This is a genomic window from Pseudomonas sp. Sample_23, from assembly GCF_004307595.1.
In the GTDB taxonomy this organism is placed as follows: Bacteria; Pseudomonadota; Gammaproteobacteria; order Pseudomonadales; family Pseudomonadaceae; genus Aquipseudomonas; species Aquipseudomonas atacamensis.
The window spans coordinates 532,291-551,223 of the sequence record NZ_RCNX01000083.1; the positions used below are offsets into that span (position 1 = coordinate 532,291).

Here is an 18,933-nt window from a genome sequence, read left to right on the forward strand (position 1 = left end):
ATGCAAATCCACCAGAAAGAATTTAATTGCATTATAAACAATGCAATTAAATGAGCTTAGCGTAGATGGTCAGCCATCGCTAACGTCTTAACAGCGCCCCACAAACCCCAGCTCAAAAACAGTGCCGTCGGCGTCACTCCTCACCCGCACCCGCCCGCCATGCAATTGCATGATCGACTGCACGATCGCCAACCCCAGCCCGCCCGAGTCTCCCGGTTCCGCACGTGAAGGATCGACGCGGTAGAAACGGTCGAACAGTTTGCCCAGATGCTCAGGCGCGATGACCGGGCCGTGGTTGTGCACTTGCAGCCAGCACATACCCGGTTCATCGAACCGTTGCAGGCTGATCAGGGTGCCGGGGTCGGCGTGGCGTACGGCGTTGGCCAGCAGGTTGCCGAGGGCGCGTTGCAGCAGTTGCTGGTCGGCGAGCAGTTCGCCGTGCATGCGGTTTTGCAGTTGAAGATCGCGATCATCGGCCAGGGCTTCGAAGTAATCGCAGAGTTCGTCGCCGACGTTGCGCAAGTCCAGCGTGTGCAGATTGAGCGCACGTTCGGCCTGTTCGGCGCGGGCGAGGAACATCAGGTTCTCGGCCATGCGCTTGAGCCGTTCGAACTCTTCCATGTTCGAGGCCAACACTTCCTGATATTCGGCCGTGCTGCGCGGATGGTTCAGGGCCTGGCCGTTGCTGGCGAGCAAGGTGTGCAGCGGCGTGCGGATTTCGTGGGCGAGGTCGGCGGAGAATTGCGACAGGCGCTGCACGCTGTCGTCCAGCCGCGCCAGCATGGTGTTGAGCGCGTGCACCGGCTCGCGCAGTTCGGTCGGTGTGCCCTCGGTGGGCAGGCGTCGATCGAGGCTGCGCAGATCGATGCTGCGCACCGCTTCGCTCAACTGATGCAAAGGCCGCAAGCCACGCCGCAGCAATAACAGGCCCAGAGCAAACGCGAGCACCGCGCCGAGGCCGACGGACAGGTACAGACGCAGGCGATAACTGCCGAGCATCTGCTCGCGCTCGCTGAGCACTTTGCCGGCGATCACCGTCAGGGTTTCACCGTTGGGGCCTTGGGCCTGGCCGGACAGCAAGGCCAGCTCCGCGCCGTCACTGGCCTGCCAGGTGAGCACGTCACGGCGCTGCGGCATTTGCTCTCGCGCTAATGCATTGAGCGCCGGCAATTCACGCTGGCGCGGGTTGATTGTGATCACGCTGGAGCCGTCGGCCCGGCGCACCAGCAGCAGACTGTCGAGATTACCGAGCATGTTCTGATACAACCGTGGCCGCGCCTGCAAGGCGTCGAGGCTGTCGCTGTCGGCGAGCAAGGCGCGTACTTGCTCCAGGCGACCGAGCAGGGCCATGTCGTCACGAAAGGCCAATTCCGAGGCCAGCGAGCGGTAGAGAAACACGCCGATTGCGCTCAGCACCAGCGCGCAGACCATGGCGAAGGCCAGCGCCAATCGCCAGGCGATCGACTTACTCCACATCGTCCGGCGCTTCCAGTTGATAACCGACGCCACGCACGGTGTGGATAAGTTTCGGCATGTACGGGTCATCGACCTTGGCACGCAGGCGACGCACGGCGACCTCGACCATGTTGGTGTCGCTGTCAAAATTCAGGTTCCACACCTGCGAGGCGATCAGCGTGCGCGAAAGCACTTCGCCCTGGCGGCTGGCGAGCAACTGCAACAGGGCGAACTCCTTGTTGGTCAGGGCAATGCGCTGGCCACCGCGACTGACCCGGCGGCGCAGCACGTCGATTTCCAGGTCGGCGATGCTGTACGACTCGGCTTCACGCATCGGCCCACGTCGCAGCAGCGTACGTACGCGCGCGAGCAGTTCGGCGAAGGCGAAGGGTTTGAGCAGGTAGTCATCGGCGCCCAGCTCAAGACCACGGACGCGGTCTTCAATGGCGTCCTTGGCGGTGAGAAACAGCACCGGTGTGGCGCCGCGCTGGCGGATCAGTTGCAGCAATTGCCAGCCGTTGAGGCCGGGCAGCATCACGTCGAGGATGATCAGGTCGTATTCCTGCTGCTCGATAAAATAGCGGCCGTCGAGGCCATTGAGCGCCACATCCACGGCGAAACCCGACTCGCCCAGGCCCTTGGCGAGGAAATTCGCGGTTTTGGCTTCATCTTCTACGACCAGCAAACGCATGGCACACCTCGATTGATCAGGTACACAGGCTAGGCGTGTTCGCCGCCGTTGCCCATTACAAACTTGTAATCCGCCTGACGGGGTTCTGACGAAGTGCGCCGGTTAAGGTGCTGACCTTCCCAACCGGAGCCTGCACATGACCGTCAAATACCTTGTCGCCAGCCTGATCCTCGGCCTCAGCGGCGCCGCGAGCGCCACACCAGAACTGCCGCGCCACGCCGATCTCGACCTGAAAACCGCACGCTGGCTGGCGGACAAGGCGATGAGCAGTTGCACCGGCACGGTGTCGGTACTCGACCGTGGCGGCAGCCTGCTGGTGACTCTGCGTGGTGACGGCGTTGGCCCGCACAACACCGCCGCCAGCCAGCGCAAGGCCTACACCGCGCTGTCGACCAAGACGCCGACGCGGCTGTTCGCCGAGCGCGCCCGCAGCAATCCGGAAACCGCCAACCTCAACACCCTCGATGAATTGCTCTTGCTCGGCGGCGGCATTCCGCTGTTCGCCGGCAGCGAACTGGTCGGCGCCATGGGCGTGGCCGGTTCCGGCGGCGGTGAACAAGACGAAAACTGCGCCCGCGCCGCCGCCGACAAAGCCGGCCTGACCATCACCCGTTCCCATTAAGGAGATCCACCATGACCACCCTGCGCATGACTCTCGCCGCCCTCGGCCTGAGTGCTGTTTCCAGCCTGGCGCTGGCCGCCGGCAATCCGTTGAGCGTGCACGTGCTCAACCTGGAAAACGGCCTGCCGTCACCAGGCATCAACGTCACCCTGGAAAAACACGTCGGCGAAAACTGGCAGCCACTGGCCCAAGGCACCACCAACGAACAAGGGCGGATCGCCGAGCTGTTCCCGGCCAAACAGCCATTCGAAGCCGGTGAATACCGCGTGGTGTTCAAGACCGGCGAGTATTACCAGAAGATCAAGCATGAGACGTTCTTCCCGGAAATTCCGGTGATCTTTCAGGTCAAGCAGACCGATCAGCACTACCACATCCCGCTGCTGCTGAGCCCGTACGGTTTCTCGACCTATCGCGGTTCGTAAAATAAACACAGATCCTTTGTTGGAACTGGTCTCTGTGGCGAGCGGATTTATCCCCGTTGGACTGCGCAGCGGTGCCATTTTTCAGGGCCGCTTCGCGCCCCAGCGGGGATAAATCCCCTCGCCACAGGTGCCAGTTCCGACATTGGATCGGCGTGAGTTTTTAGATCGTGGCCAGGGCACGCAGTCTTGCGGCATCGAGGATTTCGATTTCGCCGTAAGCCAACCCGATAATCCCCTGCCCCTGCAGATCCTTGAGGATCTGATTGGTGGTCTGCCGCGACAGTGACAGCATTGCGGCCAATTGCTCCTGCGGCAGTTGCAGCACCCGACGCGGCGCGTCGAGTTCGCCGTAGCCTTCGGCGATCATCAGCAAGCGATGGGCCAGACGTGCCGGGGCGGGCAGCAGGCTCAGCTGTTCGAGGTTGATGAAGGCCAGGCGCAATTTGTGGCTCATCAACAGCGCCAGATGCCGCCAGTACTGCGGCTGTTCGTCGAGCAATTTGAGCATCGTCGCCTGGGGAATATTCAGCAAGGTACACGGCCCGACCGCATAGGCGTCATGGGTGCGTGGCTGACCATCGAACAGGCAGATTTCGCCGAACCAGTGCGGCGCCTCAACCAGACTCAACAACGCCTCCTTGCCTTGCTCGCTCACCGCGCCGATACGCACTGCGCCATCGAGCACCGCGTACAGACCGCACGGCGCATCGCCACGCTGGAACAGTCGTTGTCCCGCCGTCAGCCGGCGCTCCCGGGCCAACGCCAGCAGGCTATCCTGAAAAGATGCAGGCAGATGACTGAACCACTGGCCGCTGAGCAACCGTGCACGAATTTGCATAACCACTCCTGGAGTGTCGCCTGCCCGACAGAGCGAACGCGGATCCCGAGGGATGATGCATTCAACCCCACTGGAGGAACAACAATGAAAAGCCTCGTCGACCACCTCAGTCAATACGCCGCCTACCACCGCGACCCGCGCAACATTGCCAGCCACTTTATCGGCATTCCGCTGATCGTGGTGGCGGTGGCTGTGCTGCTGTCGCGGCCGCAATGGTCGCTGGGCGGGCTGTGGATATCTCCAGCCGTTGTCGTGTCGCTGGCGTCGGCGTGGTTTTACCTGCGCCTGGAGTTGAAGCTCGGCGTGTTGATGACCCTACTGATGGGCCTGTCGGTGTGGGCCGGGCATGCACTGGCGCTGCAGAGCACCCTGGTCTGGCTGAGCAGCGGCTTGGCGATGTTCGTGATCGGCTGGGTGATCCAGTTTGTCGGGCATCACTATGAAGGGCGCAAACCGGCGTTTGTCGATGACATCAGCGGGCTGATTGTCGGGCCGTTGTTTGTCGTGGCCGAGTTGGGGTTTCTGCTGGGGATGCGCCAGGAGTTGAAAGCGCAGATCGAGGCGCGGGCGGGGGTGGTGAGGGTCAATCCGAATCGTGCGGCTGTTTAGACCGCTTTCGCGAGCAGGCTCGCTCCCACAGAAAAACGCATTCCAAATGTGGGAGCGAGCCTGCTCGCGAAGCTTTTGCTTTTAGAGGTTAGCGACTTTCTGCCAGACCTTGGGCTTGAAGAACAAGGTCTCACCCTTGGCCAAGCCAATCAGGCTGTCGTGATCCTTGACCACTTCCGCTTCGATCAGATCCGTCTGGCCTTCCACCTTCAGTGTCACCCGCGTCGTCGCACCCAATGGGCGGATATCGCGCACTTCAGCGGCATGGTGATCTTCCAGCTCATGCCTGGACAATGACACTTCGTGCGGGCGGAACAGCACATGGTTGTCGTCGCTCAGCAGCAGGCGGTTCGAGTCGCCAAGGAAGTGATAAACGAAATCGCTGGCCGGGTTTTCGTAGACGTCGCCCGGTGAGCCGATCTGCTCGATCACACCCTTGTTCATCACCACGATACGGTCGGCGACTTCCATCGCCTCTTCCTGGTCGTGGGTCACGAATACCGAGGTCAGGTTGATGTCTTCGTGCAGCCGCGCCAGCCAGCGCCGCAGTTCCTTGCGCACCTTGGCGTCGAGGGCGCCGAACGGCTCGTCGAGCAGCAGCACTTTCGGCTCCACCGCCAAAGCACGGGCCAACGCGATACGCTGACGCTGGCCTCCGGACAACTGCTCCGGGTAGCGATCCGACAACCAGTCCAGTTGCACCATGTTCAGCAGTTCGTGAACCTTGGTGGCGATCTGGCTTTCGCTCGGGCGCTGGTTTTTCGGTTTCATGCGCAGGCCGAACGCGACGTTGTCGAACACCGTCATGTGGCGGAACAAGGCGTAATGCTGGAACACGAAACCGACGTTGCGATCACGCACGTCGTGGCCGGAAACGTCTTCGCCGTGAAAAACGATGTTGCCCTGATCCGGGGTTTCCAGACCGGCAATAATGCGCAGCAAGGTGGTTTTGCCGCAGCCCGACGGACCAAGCAGCGCGACCAGCTCACCGCTGTGGATATCCAGGCTGATGTTGTCCAGCGCCTTGAACGCGTTGAAATTCTTGCTGACGTTACGCACTTCGATCGACATGAATTATTCCTCCGCGGCGCTGGCGCGCAGGCGGTTGATACGGTTTTCGCTCCACTGCTTGAGCAGCAGGATGAAGAGCGCCAGGATCAGCAACAGGCTCGCCACGGCGAACGCGGCAACGTGGTTGTATTCGTTGTAGAGGATCTCGACGTGCAGCGGCAAGGTGTTGGTCACCCCGCGAATGTGCCCGGAAACCACCGACACCGCACCGAACTCGCCCATAGCCCGCGCGGTACACAGCACCACGCCGTAAATCAGGCCCCACTTGATGTTGGGCACGGTGACGTGCCAGAACATCTGCCAGCCATTGGCGCCGAGCAGACGCGCGGCTTCTTCCTCTTGGGTGCCTTGTTCCTGCATTAGCGGGATCAGTTCACGGGCCACGAACGGCACGGTGACAAAAATCGTCGCCAGCACGATGCCCGGCAGGGCGAAGACGATCTGGATGTCGTGATCCTGCAACCACGGCCCGAACAGGCCCTGCGCACCGAACATCAGCACGTAGACCAGACCGGCAATCACCGGCGACACCGAGAACGGCAGGTCGATCAGCGTCACCAGCATGCTCTTGCCACGGAACGAGTATTTGCTCACGCACCATGCCGCACTGACGCCGAATACCAGGTTCAGCGGCACCGAAATCAGCACCGCGAATACGGTGAGTTTCAGTGCCGAAAGCGCGTCCGGCTCAAAGATTGCGGTGAAGAACGCACCGAGGCCATTCTTCAAACCCTGCGACACCACGATGAACAACGGCAGCAGCAGAAACAGGAAAAAAATCAGCCAGCCAAGACCGATCAGGATTCTGCGCGAAGTGGCACTGCCACGGCGCGCAGCGTTGGCCGAAGAGGCGGCCGCAATGGACGATTGGGACATGTTCGCGCCTCCTTATGGCGTTTCGATGCGCCGCTGCAGCAAGTTGATCAGCAGCAACAGGATGAAGGAAACCACCAGCATCAGTACGCCAATGGCGGTAGCGCCGGTGTAATCGTACTGGTCGAGTTTGACCATGATCAGCAGCGGCAGGATCTCGGTTTTCATCGGCATGTTGCCGGCAATGAAAATCACCGAACCGTACTCACCGACGCCACGCGCGAACGCCAGCGCAAAACCGGTCAGCCAGGCGGGCAGCAGCGCCGGAACCAGAATGTGGCGAAATACCTGCCATGGCTTCGCACCCAGGCAAGCGGCTGCTTCTTCGACCTCACGGGGAATATCGGCCAGCACCGGTTGCACCGTGCGCACCACGAACGGCAGCGTGACGAAGGTCAGCGCGAGGGTGATGCCCAGCGGGGTGTAGGCGATCTTGAAACCGAGGTCAGCGGCAAATTGCCCGACCAGCCCGGCCGGCGCGTACAGCGCGGTCAGCGCGATACCGGCCACAGCGGTCGGCAGGGCGAACGGCAGATCGATCATCGCGTCGATCACCTTGCGCCCGGGGAAGGTGTAGCGCACCAGCACCCAGGCCAGCAATGTACCGATGATGCCGTTGATGATCGCCGCACACAGCGCGGTGCCGAAGCTCAGCTTCAACGCCGCCAGCACCCGCGGTGCGGAGATGATCGTCCAGAACTGATCCCAGGTCAGCTGGGCGGCGTGGACGAACATCGCCGCCAGCGGGATAAGCACAATCAGGCTGAGGTACACCAAGGTGTAACCCAGCGTCAGCCCGAAGCCGGGTATGACGGGGGAGATACGACGCGACATAAGAGTCCCTGGTTAAAAGCATTCCGCTGAACGCATCAATGTGAGAGCGAGCTTGCTCGCGAAGAGGGAGTATCAATCAACTCTAGGTCGTCTGACACTCCGCTTTCGCGAGCAGGCTCGCTCCCACATTTGCCGCGCCTGGCTTCAGGCTTGCTGTGTGGCTGAAGTCAGATTACTGCGCCTGATAGATCTGGTCGAACACGCCGCCGTCGTTGAAGAATTTCGGCTGCGCGGATTTCCAGCCGCCGAAGTCCTTGTCGATGGTCACCAGTTCCAGTTTCGGGAACTGCTGTGCGTACTTGGCCGCTACTTCCTTGTCACGTGGACGATAGAAGTTTTTCGCGGCGATTTCCTGGCCGGCCGGGCTGTACAGATGCTTGAGGTAGGCTTCGGCGATCTGCGCGTTGCCCTTCTTCTCGGCATTCTTGTCGACCACCGCCACGGGTGGTTCGGCGAGGATCGACAGCGACGGCACGACGATGTCGAACTTGTCTGCGCCGCCATCTTCTTTCAGCGCCAGGAACGCTTCGTTTTCCCAGGCTAGCAATACGTCACCCTGACCGTTGTTGACGAAGGTGATGGTCGAACCACGGGCGCCGGTGTCAAGGATCGGCACATGCTTGAACAGGGTTTGTACATATTCCTTGGCCTTGGCCTCATCACCCCCGTTGGCTTTCAGGCCATAGGCCCACGCGGCGAGGAAGTTCCAGCGCGCGCCACCCGAAGTTTTCGGGTTCGGCGTGATCACCGAGACATCGTTCTTGACCAGATCGCCCCAGTCCTTGATGCCTTTCGGGTTGCCCTTGCGCACCAGGAACACGATGGTCGAGGTGTACGGCGTGCTCGCTTCCGGCAAACGCTTCTGCCAGTCGGCGGGCAGGCTCTTGCCGAGCTTGGCGATTTCATCGATGTCACCGGCCAGGGCCAGGGTCACCACGTCAGCCCGCAGACCGTCGATCACCGCACGGCCCTGCTTGCCCGAACCGCCATGGGACTGCTGGATTTTCACCGTGTCGCCGGCATGATCCTGCTGCCAGAATTTGATGAATTCGGCGTTGTATTCCTGATACAGCTCGCGCGTCGGGTCATACGACACGTTGAGCAGCTCGTAATCCTTGGCAACGGCGGAACCGGCAAACACGGCACTGGCCAGCGCGGCCAAAGCATAACGGCGAATCGACGACATGGTGAAAGCTCCTGGAATTCCTGGTGGTGGCTTGTTCTTATGTATTGCTGGAATCGGTCCCGTTTCAAAGATCGCCGCCTTGGCCAGCTCCTACGCACAGCCCCCTGTAGGAGCCGCCGAAGGCTGCGATCTTTTGATCTCAGCCCGGTTGCTTACCGGGTTGCTGCAAACGGAATTTCTCTTTACGTTCGATCTGTACGACTTGCGCGTTGTGCACAGTGATCTCGACCGCGCCGAACCGCAGATCGCGCAGGGCGCTCTGGATTTCCCGCAAGATGGTGCTTTCGTCCTGACCGTCAACACTGCGAAGGGATGCGCTCATGGTGCTGCTCCTTTGAAGGGGATTTGCCTGGCAGTGGGCGGCACTGCGTTCGGCGTGGGAGCAATATAAGAGAGGCATGGATATTCTTAAAAAGACTATTTAAGAATGTTTATATAACTAGAAAACATTATGAGCGAGGGCAAGGGGTTTGCGCTGATTTGAACTCGTCAAGAGAACTTGTGGCGAGGGGATTCATCCCCGTTGGACTGCGTAGCAGTCCCATTTCTTGGGGCCGCTACGCGACCCAACGGGGATAAATCCCCTCACCACAAGGTCGGTGATAGCCAGATAGGTCTTTTCAGCCAATCAATGGCGTTTTCGCCCAATCAAGCCGATCCGCAGACACCGGCCGCCCAAACCAGTAGCCCTGCCCCAGATCGCATTCCTGCGCCAACAGAAATGCCGCCTGCTCAGCCTGCTCGATCCCCTCGGCATGCACCTGCATACCCATGCTCCGCGCCAGCGCGATGATCACCCGGACAATCGCCACGTCATCCTCATCCCACGGCAACCCGGCGACGAAGCCCTGATCGATCTTGAGTTTCTGCACCGGCAGGCGCTTGAGCCGCAGCAACGACGAATAGCCGGTGCCGAAATCATCGATGGCCAGACGCACACCCAGCTCGCGCAAGCGATGCATCTGTTCCAGCGCCACTTCGGGATCATCCATCACCGCGCTTTCGGTAACTTCCAGTTCCAGATACGCCGGATCCAGCCCGGTGTCGTGCAGCACCTGCGCCACCTGCTGGTAAAGCTCACGCCGGGCAAACAGCCGCGACGAAACATTCACCGCGACGAACGCCAGCACCACACCGCTCTGCTGCCATTGGCACATCTGTCGGCAGGCCTGCTGCATCACCCAGGCATCGATCTCGGCGATCAGCCCGGTGCGCTCGGCAATCGGAATGAATTCTGCCGGCGACACCAGCCCGCGCTGCGGATGCTGCCAGCGCACCAGTGCCTCGACGCCGATCAGACGGCTGCTGTGCAGGTCATGCACCGGTTGGTAGTAGACGCGCAACTCCTCCTGCTCCAGTGCACGGCGCAGCTCGAAGGCGATTTCGACCCGTTGCTGGGCATGGGCGGTCAGCTCTTCGGTATACAGCGCGTAGCCATTGCGTCCGCTGCTTTTGGCCTTGAACAGCGCACTGTCGGCATTGCGTAACAACTGCTCGGCGCTCAAGGCGTCGCTGGGGAACAGGCTGATACCGATGCTTGCGTTGATGAACAGTTGATTGCCATCTACCAGCACCGGCTCCTTCAACGCGTCCAGAGTCCGTTGCGCCAGCGCGGCGGCCTGGGCCGGCTGTGGACAACTTTCCGCGAGTACCGCGAACTCGTCACCGCCGAGCCGTGCGAGGGTGATGCCGGGGCCGAACAATGCCTGCAACCGCGTCGCCACCGCTTTGAGCAATCGGTCGCCGACGTTATGGCCGAGGCTGTCGTTGATCAGCTTGAAATGATCCAGATCAAGCATCAGCAGCGCGCAGCCACGCTTGTGTGTCTGCGCGGAAGCCAACGCCTGCTCGGCGCGGTCGCTGAACAGCAGGCGATTGGGCAGATCGGTCAACGGATCGTGATGCGCCAGGTGTTTGAGTTCGGACTCGGAATCCTTGATCGCACTGATGTCGGAGAACACCGCCACGTAATGGCTGAGCCGGCCGAAATCATCGTTAATCACCCGAATGGTCTGCCACTGTGGATAAATCTCGCCGGTCTTGCGCCGGTTCCAGATCTCGCCGCTCCATTCACCTTCAGCCTCAAGGGTGGCGAACATCGCCTGATAGAAGCCCGGCGGATGATGGCCGGACTTGAACAGACTCGGCTGCTGGCCGATGACTTCATCGCGCCGATAACCGGTGATCTCGATAAAGGCGCGGTTGACGTGAACGATCAGGCCCCGCTGATCGGTAACCAGCACGCCTTCGCGGGTACAATCGAACACAGCGGCCGCCTGACGCAGACGTTCACGGTCGCTGTGGCGCTCGCGCAGGCGGGCACCGATGCCGAGAAACCGACACAGCCGCGCCCGCGCGAGAAAAATCAGCCCGGCACTGAGCGCTGCCAGCAAATAACCGTTGATCAGTTGCCAGCGGGCCAGCGCACTGGAGTCATCGAAGAATCTGCTTAATAAATGATCGGAAACCTGCAGCCACACGGCGGCGAGTACGAGGTAGAGCAGCGCTGCACGCAAGGCATCGCGGTAAGTCGCAGACATTCGGTCGTCCATGTCCCTACAAAAAGGTTGGAATTATAGGTGAAGAAACATTCAGCGACTTCTTATCTGAAAGGGCGACTGGTTTTATCTGTGTGCTTAGTGATAATGCAACGGCTGTTTTTATCTTTATCGAGGGCCCTATAGCCTATGTGGTACGAAGGTTTTCTTGGCTTGTCGGCCTGGTCACTGGTCGCGGTCACCCTGCTGATGACCCATGTGACGATTGTTGCCGTCACGGTCTATCTGCACCGTTACTCGGCCCATCGCTCGCTCGAGCTGAATGCGGGCCTCAAGCACTTTTTCCGTTTCTGGCTGTGGCTGACCACGGCGCAGAACACCCGCGAGTGGACCGCCATCCACCGCAAACACCACGCCAAATGCGAAACCGAGGATGACCCGCACAGCCCGGTCATCAAGGGTCTGTCCACCGTACTGCGCACCGGCGCCGAGCTGTACCGCAGCGAAGCGCAGAACCCGGAAACCCTGCGCATCTACGGCAAGAACTGCCCGGAAGACTGGATCGAACGCAACCTCTACAGCCGTTATCCACTGCTGGGTGTGGCGATCATGGGCGTGATCGACCTGCTGCTGTTCGGCACCATCGGCATCACCATCTGGGCGATCCAGATGATGTGGATTCCGGTGTGGGCCGCTGGCGTGATCAACGGCCTCGGCCATGCCGTCGGCTACCGCAACTTCGAATGCCGTGACGCGGCCACCAATCTGGTGCCGTGGGGCATCCTGATCGGCGGCGAAGAGCTGCACAACAACCATCACACCTACCCCAACTCGGCCAAGCTGTCGGTGAAGAAGTGGGAATTCGACCTCGGCTGGGCGTGGATCAAGGTCTTCTGCTTCCTGCGTCTGGCCAAGGTGCAGCGGGTCGCACCGATTGCCCACCGCGTCGAAGGCAAGGGCAGCCTGGACATGGACACCGCCATGGCGATCCTTAACAACCGCTTCCAGATCATGGCCCAGTACCGCAAATTGGTGATCGGCCCGCTGGTCAAGCAAGAGCTGGCCAAGGTCGATCATTCGGTGCGCCACCAGTTCCACCGGGCCAAACGCCTGCTGTCGCGGGAAACCAGCCTGCTGGAAGACCGTCATCACTTGCGCATCCAGACCATGCTCGAACACAGCCATGCGCTGAAAGTGATCTACGAGAAACGCCTGGCTTTGCAGCAGATCTGGGTCAAGACCAGTTCCAATGGCCACGACATGCTGGCCGCCATCAAGGAATGGATTCACGAGGCGGAGGCCAGTGGCATTCAGTCGTTGCGTGACTTTGCTGACCAGCTGAAAACCTACTCGCTGCGTCCTGCGACTGCCTGACCGGCAATGAGGCTGCGATCTCGAAGATCGCAGCCTCGTTGCACACGTCGCCTCCTTAACCCCGCCGCCCGGCGGGACTCGGTAATGGCCGGGAACTTCGCCGAAAATCCTCTATCTCAAAGACACTTCGCCATCCCGGCGGGCTGTCCTGTGGCCGTTGTCGACATTGCGGCGCGCCCTTTGAGATTTGTGCCGATGGTCAACAACAACCAGAAAGACACAACCTACACCCAATGGCCAGAGGCCGCGCAAACGCTGATGGCGCTGATGCATGCGCAGGGCGAAGTCGCGCGCCTGAGCGAGCGCGAACAATTGATCAGTTCGCTGCTGGTTAGCGTCAACGCCGTGCTCTGGGCTTTCAACTGGGAAACCCGCCAGGTTTTGTACGTCAGTCCGGCCTATGAACGGATCTTCGGCCGTTCCGCCGCGCTTCTGCTGGCGGACTACAACCAATGGCGCGACAGCATTTACCCCGATGATCTGGAGTACGCCGAGCAGAGCCTCGCCGAAGTCCTGCACCGAGGTGCGGTGGAAGATCGCGAGTACCGCATCATCGCGGCCGATGGCCAGGTGCGCTGGCTCAGCGACAAATGCTTTATCAATCGCCAGGACGAGCCCGGGCAGCCGGTGATCATCGTCGGCATCGCCGAAGACATCACCGACAAAAAACACATGGAAACCGAGCTGCAACGCTTGGCCACCACCGATGTGCTGACGCAAAGCAGCAACCGCCGCCACTTCTTCGAATGCGCCCACCGCGAGTTCGCCGAGGCCCGCCGCCAAGGCACACCGCTGGCCTTCCTGCTGCTGGACATCGACGATTTCAAAGTGATCAACGACAGCTACGGCCACCCCGAAGGCGACAATGTGCTGCAACGGATCGCCGAATGCGGGCGCGGCTCACTGCGCCGTGGCGACCTGTTCGGACGGATTGGCGGTGAGGAGTTCGCCGCGGTGTTCCCCGGCTGTGCGCCGGAGATGGCGGTGCAAGTGGCGGAGCGCCTGCAGCAGGAGATCCAGCGACTGCGCTTCAACCACGACGGCCAAGCATTCAGCATCACCGTAAGCCAGGGCCTGACCAACCTCACCGACGAAGACAAGAGCCTGGACAGCCTGTTCGCCCGCGCGGATGCGGCGATGTACGAGGCGAAACGGCAAGGCAAGAACCGGATCATTGCGGCCTGACCCGTATTTTGTGGCTGCCGCAATTCCTGTGACAGCGGGCTTGCCCGCGATGAGGCCTGCACCTTCAACAAAAATGTTGCCTGCGCTGGCGCCTTCGCGAGCAGGCTCGCTCCCACATTGGAATGTGGTGATCTGTCATTTGCGCATCCGCATCAACTCCGGCAGCCCGATCTTGAGCAACCGCGCCGTCCGGCTCTTCGCCAGCTCCTCGACACCTTCATGCTCGGTCAGCCGCGCCATCTGCGCGGCCATGTGCATCACCAGCGCCTCGCGACTGTAAACGCCACCACCGAGCTGGTAGGCCGAAGCAATCAACTCGCGCAACTCCAGCGGCAGACGCCAGCGGGCGCGCAATGCCGAGCCATAAGAAGCGCCAAACTTCGCCAACGCTTCACCGACCTCCTCCAACTCGTCCAGCTCGCCGCCGGCCTGCTGCCATTCCTGCAGGCAGCGCAGCAGCGCCAGATCGCCGAGCCGATGCAGCATGCCCGCGCAATAGCAGCGCTCCTGATCCAGATCGAGCAGGCGCGCCAGCGTGCGGGCGTATTCCGCCGTGTGCAGTGACAGTCCCCAATAGCGCTCGGCGTAATCCGCCAGGCATGGATCGCTGAGCCGCGCGCTGCGTTTGAGCGCCAGCCCGAGAATCAGGTTCATGCTCTGCCCGGTGCCGAGTCGGTGCAGCGCCTGGGCCAGGGTTTGCACCGGCGCGCCGTAGTGTTGCGCGGCACTGTTGGCGGCTGCGATCAGCACGGCGGTAATTTGCGGATCGGTGCGGACCTCTTCCTCCAGCAACTTGAGGTCCAGCCCCTCGGGATTGAGGCTGCGCTTGACCGCCACTTGCACGTCGGTCATCAGCGGCGCGCCATCGGCCTGCTCGCGACGCCGCTCAAGGAACACCGACAGGGTCATGCCCGGCGCCAGTGCCGGCACTTCGCAAACCACCGCTTCGCCAGCGTTGACCAGCAAGCCCTGCAAGCGCTCGGTCAGGCCCTCCATGTTCAACGGTTTGGTCAGGTACGCCGTCGGCGCCAGCGGAATCGCTTCGCGCACGCTGGCGCTGTCGTTGCGGCTGCTCATCAGAATGAACGGCAACGGCGGATTGCGTTTGCGCTGGCGGACGCTGCGCAGCACATGCAATCCGTCGATGCCAGGCAGCTCCCAATCGACGATGGCCAAGTCATAGGGCACCTCGCTGAGCAACGACATCGCCTGCTGGCCATCGGCACACAAATCCAGGCGCGCATCGCAGCGCACATTGAGCAGCACTTGTTTGAGCAGGTCACGGGACCAGGGATCAGCCTCGGCAATCAGCACCCGGGGTACGGCGGGTAAATCAACGGCAGTCATGCGCGCTCTCCTTGCAATGCCTGAACCTTAGCCAATGCTGGCGATTCGATACAGCGCAAACAGGTCCGATGTGTTTCAAGGGACGAAAAAAACCCGCCGAAGCGGGTTTTTGTCGAGCGGGTCACACGAGCGGATCAGAGTTCGGAGAAGCACTCTTCGATGATCGCCAGGCCTTTGTCCAGTTGCTCGTCTGGCGACGTCAGCGGAACCAGCACACGCAGCACGTTACCGTAAGTGCCGCAGGACAGCAGGATCAGGCCCTTGTCACGCGCCTTGGCCACCACGGCAGCCACGGCAGTCGGGTTCGGCTTGTGGCTGTCGCCGTTTTCGAACAGCTCGACCGCGATCATTGCGCCCAGCGCACGCACTTCACCGATGACCGGGTACTTGGCCTGAATCGCCTTCAAACCGGTGACCAGGCGCTCGCCGACAGCCTTGCAGCGGTCCAGCAATTGCTCTTCTTCAAACACTTCCATGACTGCCAGCGCAGCGGCGCAAGCGATCGGGCTACCGGCGTAAGTGCCGCCCAGGCCGCCCGGAGCAATGGCGTCCATGTATTCGGCCTTGCCGCACACGCCGGCCAGCGGGAAGCCGCCAGCGATGGACTTGGCGAAAGTGGTCAGGTCGGCGGCAACGCCCATCTGTTCCATGGCGAAGAAGGTGCCGGTACGGCCAGCGCCGGTCTGCACTTCGTCAGCGATCAGCAGGATGCCGTGCTGGTCGCACAGCGCACGCAGACGCTTCATGAATTCCTTCGGCGCGACGTAGAAACCGCCTTCGCCCTGCACTGGCTCGATGATGATCGCAGCGATGTCTTTCGGCTCGGCGTCGTTCTTGAAGATGCGTTCGATGGAAGCGATCGAATCGTCGATGCTCACACCATGCAGTTCGTTCGGGTACAGCGCGCGGAAGATGCCGCCTGGCATCAGGCCCATGCCGGCCGAGTACGGCACGACTTTACCGGTCAGGCCGAGGGTCATCATGGTGCGACCGTGGTAAGCGCCGGTGAAAGCGATCACGCCAGCGCGGCCAGTGGCGGCACGGGCGATCTTCACGGCGTTTTCGACGGCTTCGGAACCGGTGGTGACCAGCAGGGTTTTCTTGGCGAAATTACCCGGCACCTTGGCGTTGATTTTTTCGCACAGCTCAACGTACGGCTCGTAGGCCAGTACCTGGAAGCAGGTGTGGGTCAGCTTGTTCAGCTGTTCAGTCACGGCGGCGATGATTTTCGGGTGCACGTGGCCGGTGTTCAGTACAGCGATACCGCCGGCGAAGTCGATGAACTCACGACCTTCAACGTCGGTCACGGTGGCGTTCTTTGCCGACTCGGCGAAGATCGGGTGAATCTGGCCAACACCACGAGGTACGGCATTGGTGCGGCGGGCCATCAGTTCAGCGTTAGTCTTGCTCATTACAGTCCTCATTCGCCGCTCATCGGGCGGCGTGGTTCAAGGATGAAGCGGGAGAAATCGGCGGTAGCAGCATGCGATGATCGACTGCCACGGCGTTCCTGGCCGCAGAGAAAATTCCTGTTTGAAACGACGCAAAGGGACAGCGCTCTCGTGCCCTTTGCGTTTGCAGCGATCCCTTTCCCGGCTTAGATGCCCAGGCAGAGGTATTTGATTTCCAGGTAGTCTTCGATGCCGTACTTGGAGCCTTCACGGCCCAGGCCCGAGGCCTTGATGCCGCCGAAGGGCGCGACTTCGTTGGAGATCAGCCCGGTGTTGACGCCGACCATGCCGTACTCCAGCGCTTCGGCGACACGGAACACACGGCCAAGGTCACGCGCGTAGAAGTAAGAAGCCAGACCGAATTCGGTGTCGTTGGACATGGCGATCACTTCGGCTTCGTCTTTGAAGCGGAACAGCGGCGCCAGCGGACCAAAGGTTTCTTCCTTGGCCACGGCCGCGTTTTTCGGCACGTTGGTCAGAATGGTCGGCTCGAAGAAGTTGCCTTCCATCGCCTTGCCGCCCGCCAGTACGGTGGCGCCTTTGCTTACGGCATCAGCGATGTGTTCCTGAACCTTGGCCACCGCTTTTTCGTCGATCAGCGGGCCGGTGGTGGTGCCGTCTTCCAGACCGTTGCCGATCTTCAGTTTGGCCACAGCCACTTTCAGCTTCTCGGCGAACGCATCGTAGACCGCGTCCTGAATGTACAAGCGGTTGGCGCAGACGCAGGTCTGACCGTTGTTGCGGTACTTGGAAATGATCGCGCCTTCGACGGCCTTATCCAGATCGGCGTCGTCGAACACGATGAACGGCGCGTTGCCGCCCAGTTCCAGCGAGACTTTCTTGATGTCCTTGGCGCATTCGGCCATCAACTGGCGACCGATTTCGGTCGAGCCGGTGAAGGACAGTTTGCGCACGATCGGGTTGCTGGTCAGCTCGCTGCCGATGTCACCGGCGCTGCCGGACACCACGCTGAACACACCCGCCGGAATGCCCGCGCGCTGAGCCAGTTCGGCGAGGGCGAAAGCGGAAAATGGAGTTTGCGATGCTGGCTTGAGCACCATGGTGCAACCGGCGGCCAGCGCCGGGCCGGCCTTGCGGGTGATCATTGCCGCCGGGAAGTTCCACGGGGTGATCGCAGCGGTGACGCCGATCGGCTGCTTGATCACGATCAGGCGCTTGTCCGGCTGGTGGCCTGGAATCACATCACCGTAGATGCGCTTGGCTTCTTCGGCGAACCACTCGATGAACGATGCGGCGTAAACGATTTCGCCCTTGGCTTCGGCCAGCGGCTTGCCTTGCTCGAGGGTCATCAGGCGCGCGAGGTCGTCCTGGTTCTCGATCATCAGTTCGAACCAGCGACGCAGCTTGCCGGCACGCTCTTTGGCGGTCAGCGCACGCCAGGCCGGCAGCGCTTTGTCAGCGGCTTCAATGGCACGGCGGGTTTCAGCGGCGCCCATCTTCGGCACGGTGCCGAGGATTTCGCCGGTGGCCGGGTTGTTGACCTTGATCGTCTGACCGTTGTCGGCATCGACCCAAGCGCCATCGATGAAGGCTTGCTGGCGGAACAACTGGGTATCTTTAAGCTGCATGTCGGCTTTCCTTAACAGCACCGCGGCCTGCGCGGAGCAAATTATGATTGTAGAAAGGCGCCTCGCAAGGCTGCCGTCAGGGAAATCAGTGAGCGGATTGTGGCGCATCAACAGTGCACGACCGGGCGCACTTGCGCTGCAACACCCGCCAAATAGCGTTTGAAATCTCAAACGGATCGTAGGTTCAAAGGGGGTAAAGGACAATAGGTCGTTCGAAAAAAAGAACAAAAATGCCGCTTTTCAGATCAACGTACTGAAAACCCGTGCCGCAGGAAAAACCTTAGATCAACCCCGGCAAAGCGCCAAGCGAGGGTTTTGCAGGACGTTACCGCTTTAAGGAATGCAGCGATTTGCACCGACACGCACACTGACAAAACCCGCCAAACCCGGCATGGACGCCCCGAGCCGACCTAGGTATGATGTCGCCCGCTGCACCAGTAGCTCAGCTGGATAGAGTACTGCCCTCCGAAGGCAGGGGTCGTGGGTTCGAATCCCGCCTGGTGCACCATGAATCAAACGAGAAAGCCCCGGACTGTGATGGTCCGGGGCTTTTTTGTGGGCGATGACAAGATCGCTGGAACGCCGTCACTCCGTCGTCCAGTCAAACTCGTCATATTCATCGTCGTCATCCCCCTCCTCCTCAGCCTCGTCAAATACCTCGTCTTCTTCAACGAGGTCCTCTTCCGGTTGATTCAGCAGAAATTCCTTACGTGTCTCGGTTACTGCACGCCGCATTTGTTCGCCCTTTTCCGGGCAGTTGAGTAGCTGGGCGATGCGGTCGATTTTTGCTGCCACGGTGTCCTCCAGCGTATTGGCAATGGCTCGATAGTGCGCGTTTTCGCGGGGCAATGCCAAATGGCTGGGGAATCAGGGCAGTCAGCCGCCCGT

18 protein-coding genes and 1 tRNA gene are annotated in these 18,933 nt (G+C 60.9%); 6 read left to right on the forward strand and 13 right to left on the reverse strand.

The features are described from left to right. Positions 1 to 87: 87 nt before the first annotated feature. Entirely contained in the window at positions 88 to 1,476 is a 1,389-nt protein-coding gene (locus tag D8U82_RS22415) for a heavy metal sensor histidine kinase (RefSeq protein ID WP_130902971.1), read from the reverse strand. Continuing rightward, positions 1,466 to 2,146, reverse strand: coding sequence for a heavy metal response regulator transcription factor (locus tag D8U82_RS22420; protein ID WP_041477440.1), 681 nt, complete (start codon positions 2,144 to 2,146; stop codon positions 1,466 to 1,468). Before D8U82_RS22420 ends, D8U82_RS22415 begins: the two co-directional genes overlap by 11 nt. A gap of 136 nt (positions 2,147 to 2,282) precedes the next feature. Between D8U82_RS22420 and D8U82_RS22425 the strand changes: the two genes are divergently transcribed. Both D8U82_RS22425 and uraH read left to right on the forward strand, forming a co-directional pair. Then, positions 2,283 to 2,768 carry a heme-binding protein gene (locus D8U82_RS22425; RefSeq protein WP_130887573.1) on the forward strand — a complete coding sequence of 162 codons (486 nt, stop codon included), beginning with the start codon at positions 2,283 to 2,285 and terminating at the stop codon, positions 2,766 to 2,768. 11 nt (positions 2,769 to 2,779) lie between these two features. After that, positions 2,780 to 3,190 carry a hydroxyisourate hydrolase gene (uraH, locus tag D8U82_RS22430; protein ID WP_042610175.1) on the forward strand — a complete coding sequence of 137 codons (411 nt, stop codon included), beginning with the start codon at positions 2,780 to 2,782 and terminating at the stop codon, positions 3,188 to 3,190. 160 nt (positions 3,191 to 3,350) lie between these two features. Here the strand turns inward: uraH and D8U82_RS22435 are convergent, their stop codons facing one another. Beyond that, a complete protein-coding gene (locus D8U82_RS22435) occupies positions 3,351 to 4,028 on the reverse strand; it encodes a Crp/Fnr family transcriptional regulator (protein WP_024011137.1) in 678 nt (225 codons plus the stop codon). Positions 4,029 to 4,112: 84 nt separating this feature from the next. On the opposite strand from D8U82_RS22435, the gene D8U82_RS22440 reads away from it, so the two are divergent. Next, positions 4,113 to 4,637, forward strand: a complete 525-nt coding sequence (locus D8U82_RS22440; RefSeq protein WP_125925855.1) for an Mpo1-like protein — start codon at positions 4,113 to 4,115, stop codon at positions 4,635 to 4,637. An 81-nt stretch (positions 4,638 to 4,718) separates the two neighbouring features. On the opposite strand, the gene D8U82_RS22445 is transcribed toward D8U82_RS22440, so the two are convergent. The 6 genes from D8U82_RS22445 to dibA all read right to left on the reverse strand — a co-directional run bounded on the left by D8U82_RS22445 (position 4,719) and on the right by dibA (position 11,141). Then, positions 4,719 to 5,708: a sulfate ABC transporter ATP-binding protein gene (locus D8U82_RS22445; protein ID WP_122747893.1), complete on the reverse strand. Its 990-nt coding sequence runs from the start codon at positions 5,706 to 5,708 to the stop codon at positions 4,719 to 4,721. A gap of 3 nt (positions 5,709 to 5,711) precedes the next feature. Continuing rightward, positions 5,712 to 6,584, reverse strand: a complete 873-nt coding sequence (gene cysW / locus D8U82_RS22450) for a sulfate ABC transporter permease subunit CysW (protein ID WP_007917679.1) — start codon at positions 6,582 to 6,584, stop codon at positions 5,712 to 5,714. A 12-nt stretch (positions 6,585 to 6,596) separates the two neighbouring features. After that, on the reverse strand, positions 6,597 to 7,415 hold the full coding sequence (cysT, locus tag D8U82_RS22455; protein ID WP_016772245.1) for a sulfate ABC transporter permease subunit CysT: 819 nt from the start codon (positions 7,413 to 7,415) through the stop codon (positions 6,597 to 6,599). 172 nt (positions 7,416 to 7,587) lie between these two features. Further along, positions 7,588 to 8,601 carry a sulfate ABC transporter substrate-binding protein gene (locus tag D8U82_RS22460; protein WP_130902972.1) on the reverse strand — a complete coding sequence of 338 codons (1,014 nt, stop codon included), beginning with the start codon at positions 8,599 to 8,601 and terminating at the stop codon, positions 7,588 to 7,590. Positions 8,602 to 8,740: 139 nt separating this feature from the next. After that, positions 8,741 to 8,923: a sulfur starvation response protein OscA gene (gene oscA / locus D8U82_RS22465; RefSeq protein ID WP_007917682.1), complete on the reverse strand. Its 183-nt coding sequence runs from the start codon at positions 8,921 to 8,923 to the stop codon at positions 8,741 to 8,743. Between the two features lie 298 nt (positions 8,924 to 9,221). Then, positions 9,222 to 11,141, reverse strand: a complete 1,920-nt coding sequence (gene dibA / locus D8U82_RS22470) for a phosphodiesterase DibA (RefSeq protein WP_130902973.1) — start codon at positions 11,139 to 11,141, stop codon at positions 9,222 to 9,224. A 147-nt stretch (positions 11,142 to 11,288) separates the two neighbouring features. Between dibA and desA the strand changes: the two genes are divergently transcribed. After that, on the forward strand, positions 11,289 to 12,473 hold the full coding sequence (gene desA, locus D8U82_RS22475; protein ID WP_071174023.1) for a delta-9 fatty acid desaturase DesA: 1,185 nt from the start codon (positions 11,289 to 11,291) through the stop codon (positions 12,471 to 12,473). Between the two features lie 195 nt (positions 12,474 to 12,668). Then, on the forward strand, positions 12,669 to 13,658 hold the full coding sequence (locus tag D8U82_RS22480) for a sensor domain-containing diguanylate cyclase (protein ID WP_130902991.1): 990 nt from the start codon (positions 12,669 to 12,671) through the stop codon (positions 13,656 to 13,658). A 135-nt stretch (positions 13,659 to 13,793) separates the two neighbouring features. Here D8U82_RS22480 and D8U82_RS22485 read toward each other — a convergent pair whose 3' ends face one another. From D8U82_RS22485 to gabD, 3 genes are all read right to left on the reverse strand, one after another. Beyond that, entirely contained in the window at positions 13,794 to 15,005 is a 1,212-nt protein-coding gene (locus D8U82_RS22485) for a response regulator (RefSeq protein ID WP_130902974.1), read from the reverse strand. 134 nt (positions 15,006 to 15,139) lie between these two features. Then, on the reverse strand, positions 15,140 to 16,417 hold the full coding sequence (gene gabT, locus D8U82_RS22490; protein ID WP_130902975.1) for a 4-aminobutyrate--2-oxoglutarate transaminase: 1,278 nt from the start codon (positions 16,415 to 16,417) through the stop codon (positions 15,140 to 15,142). 185 nt (positions 16,418 to 16,602) lie between these two features. After that, a complete protein-coding gene (gabD, locus tag D8U82_RS22495; protein WP_024011131.1) occupies positions 16,603 to 18,045 on the reverse strand; it encodes an NADP-dependent succinate-semialdehyde dehydrogenase in 1,443 nt (480 codons plus the stop codon). A gap of 431 nt (positions 18,046 to 18,476) precedes the next feature. On the opposite strand from gabD, the gene D8U82_RS22500 reads away from it, so the two are divergent. Beyond that, a tRNA-Arg gene (locus D8U82_RS22500) sits at positions 18,477 to 18,553 on the forward strand. Between the two features lie 77 nt (positions 18,554 to 18,630). On the opposite strand, the gene D8U82_RS28170 is transcribed toward D8U82_RS22500, so the two are convergent. After that, positions 18,631 to 18,900, reverse strand: coding sequence for a hypothetical protein (locus tag D8U82_RS28170; RefSeq protein ID WP_177434151.1), 270 nt, complete (start codon positions 18,898 to 18,900; stop codon positions 18,631 to 18,633). Between the last annotated feature and the right edge of the window lie 33 nt (positions 18,901 to 18,933).

Bases quoted from the DNA above. Each gene is read 5' to 3' on its own strand.
- D8U82_RS22415 (WP_130902971.1), bottom strand. From the start codon at position 1,476: ATGTGGAGTAAGTCGATCGCCTGGCGATTGGCGCTGGCCTTCGCCATG.
- D8U82_RS22420 (WP_041477440.1), bottom strand. From the start codon at position 2,146: ATGCGTTTGCTGGTCGTAGAAGATGAAGCCAAAACCGCGAATTTCCTC.
- D8U82_RS22425 (WP_130887573.1), top strand. From the start codon at position 2,283: ATGACCGTCAAATACCTTGTCGCCAGCCTGATCCTCGGCCTCAGCGGC.
- uraH (WP_042610175.1), top strand. From the start codon at position 2,780: ATGACCACCCTGCGCATGACTCTCGCCGCCCTCGGCCTGAGTGCTGTT.
- D8U82_RS22435 (WP_024011137.1), bottom strand. From the start codon at position 4,028: ATGCAAATTCGTGCACGGTTGCTCAGCGGCCAGTGGTTCAGTCATCTG.
- D8U82_RS22440 (WP_125925855.1), top strand. From the start codon at position 4,113: ATGAAAAGCCTCGTCGACCACCTCAGTCAATACGCCGCCTACCACCGC.
- D8U82_RS22445 (WP_122747893.1), bottom strand. From the start codon at position 5,708: ATGTCGATCGAAGTGCGTAACGTCAGCAAGAATTTCAACGCGTTCAAG.
- cysW (WP_007917679.1), bottom strand. From the start codon at position 6,584: ATGTCCCAATCGTCCATTGCGGCCGCCTCTTCGGCCAACGCTGCGCGC.
- cysT (WP_016772245.1), bottom strand. From the start codon at position 7,415: ATGTCGCGTCGTATCTCCCCCGTCATACCCGGCTTCGGGCTGACGCTG.
- D8U82_RS22460 (WP_130902972.1), bottom strand. From the start codon at position 8,601: ATGTCGTCGATTCGCCGTTATGCTTTGGCCGCGCTGGCCAGTGCCGTG.
- oscA (WP_007917682.1), bottom strand. From the start codon at position 8,923: ATGAGCGCATCCCTTCGCAGTGTTGACGGTCAGGACGAAAGCACCATC.
- dibA (WP_130902973.1), bottom strand. From the start codon at position 11,141: ATGTCTGCGACTTACCGCGATGCCTTGCGTGCAGCGCTGCTCTACCTC.
- desA (WP_071174023.1), top strand. From the start codon at position 11,289: ATGTGGTACGAAGGTTTTCTTGGCTTGTCGGCCTGGTCACTGGTCGCG.
- D8U82_RS22480 (WP_130902991.1), top strand. From the start codon at position 12,669: ATGGTCAACAACAACCAGAAAGACACAACCTACACCCAATGGCCAGAG.
- D8U82_RS22485 (WP_130902974.1), bottom strand. From the start codon at position 15,005: ATGACTGCCGTTGATTTACCCGCCGTACCCCGGGTGCTGATTGCCGAG.
- gabT (WP_130902975.1), bottom strand. From the start codon at position 16,417: ATGAGCAAGACTAACGCTGAACTGATGGCCCGCCGCACCAATGCCGTA.
- gabD (WP_024011131.1), bottom strand. From the start codon at position 18,045: ATGCAGCTTAAAGATACCCAGTTGTTCCGCCAGCAAGCCTTCATCGAT.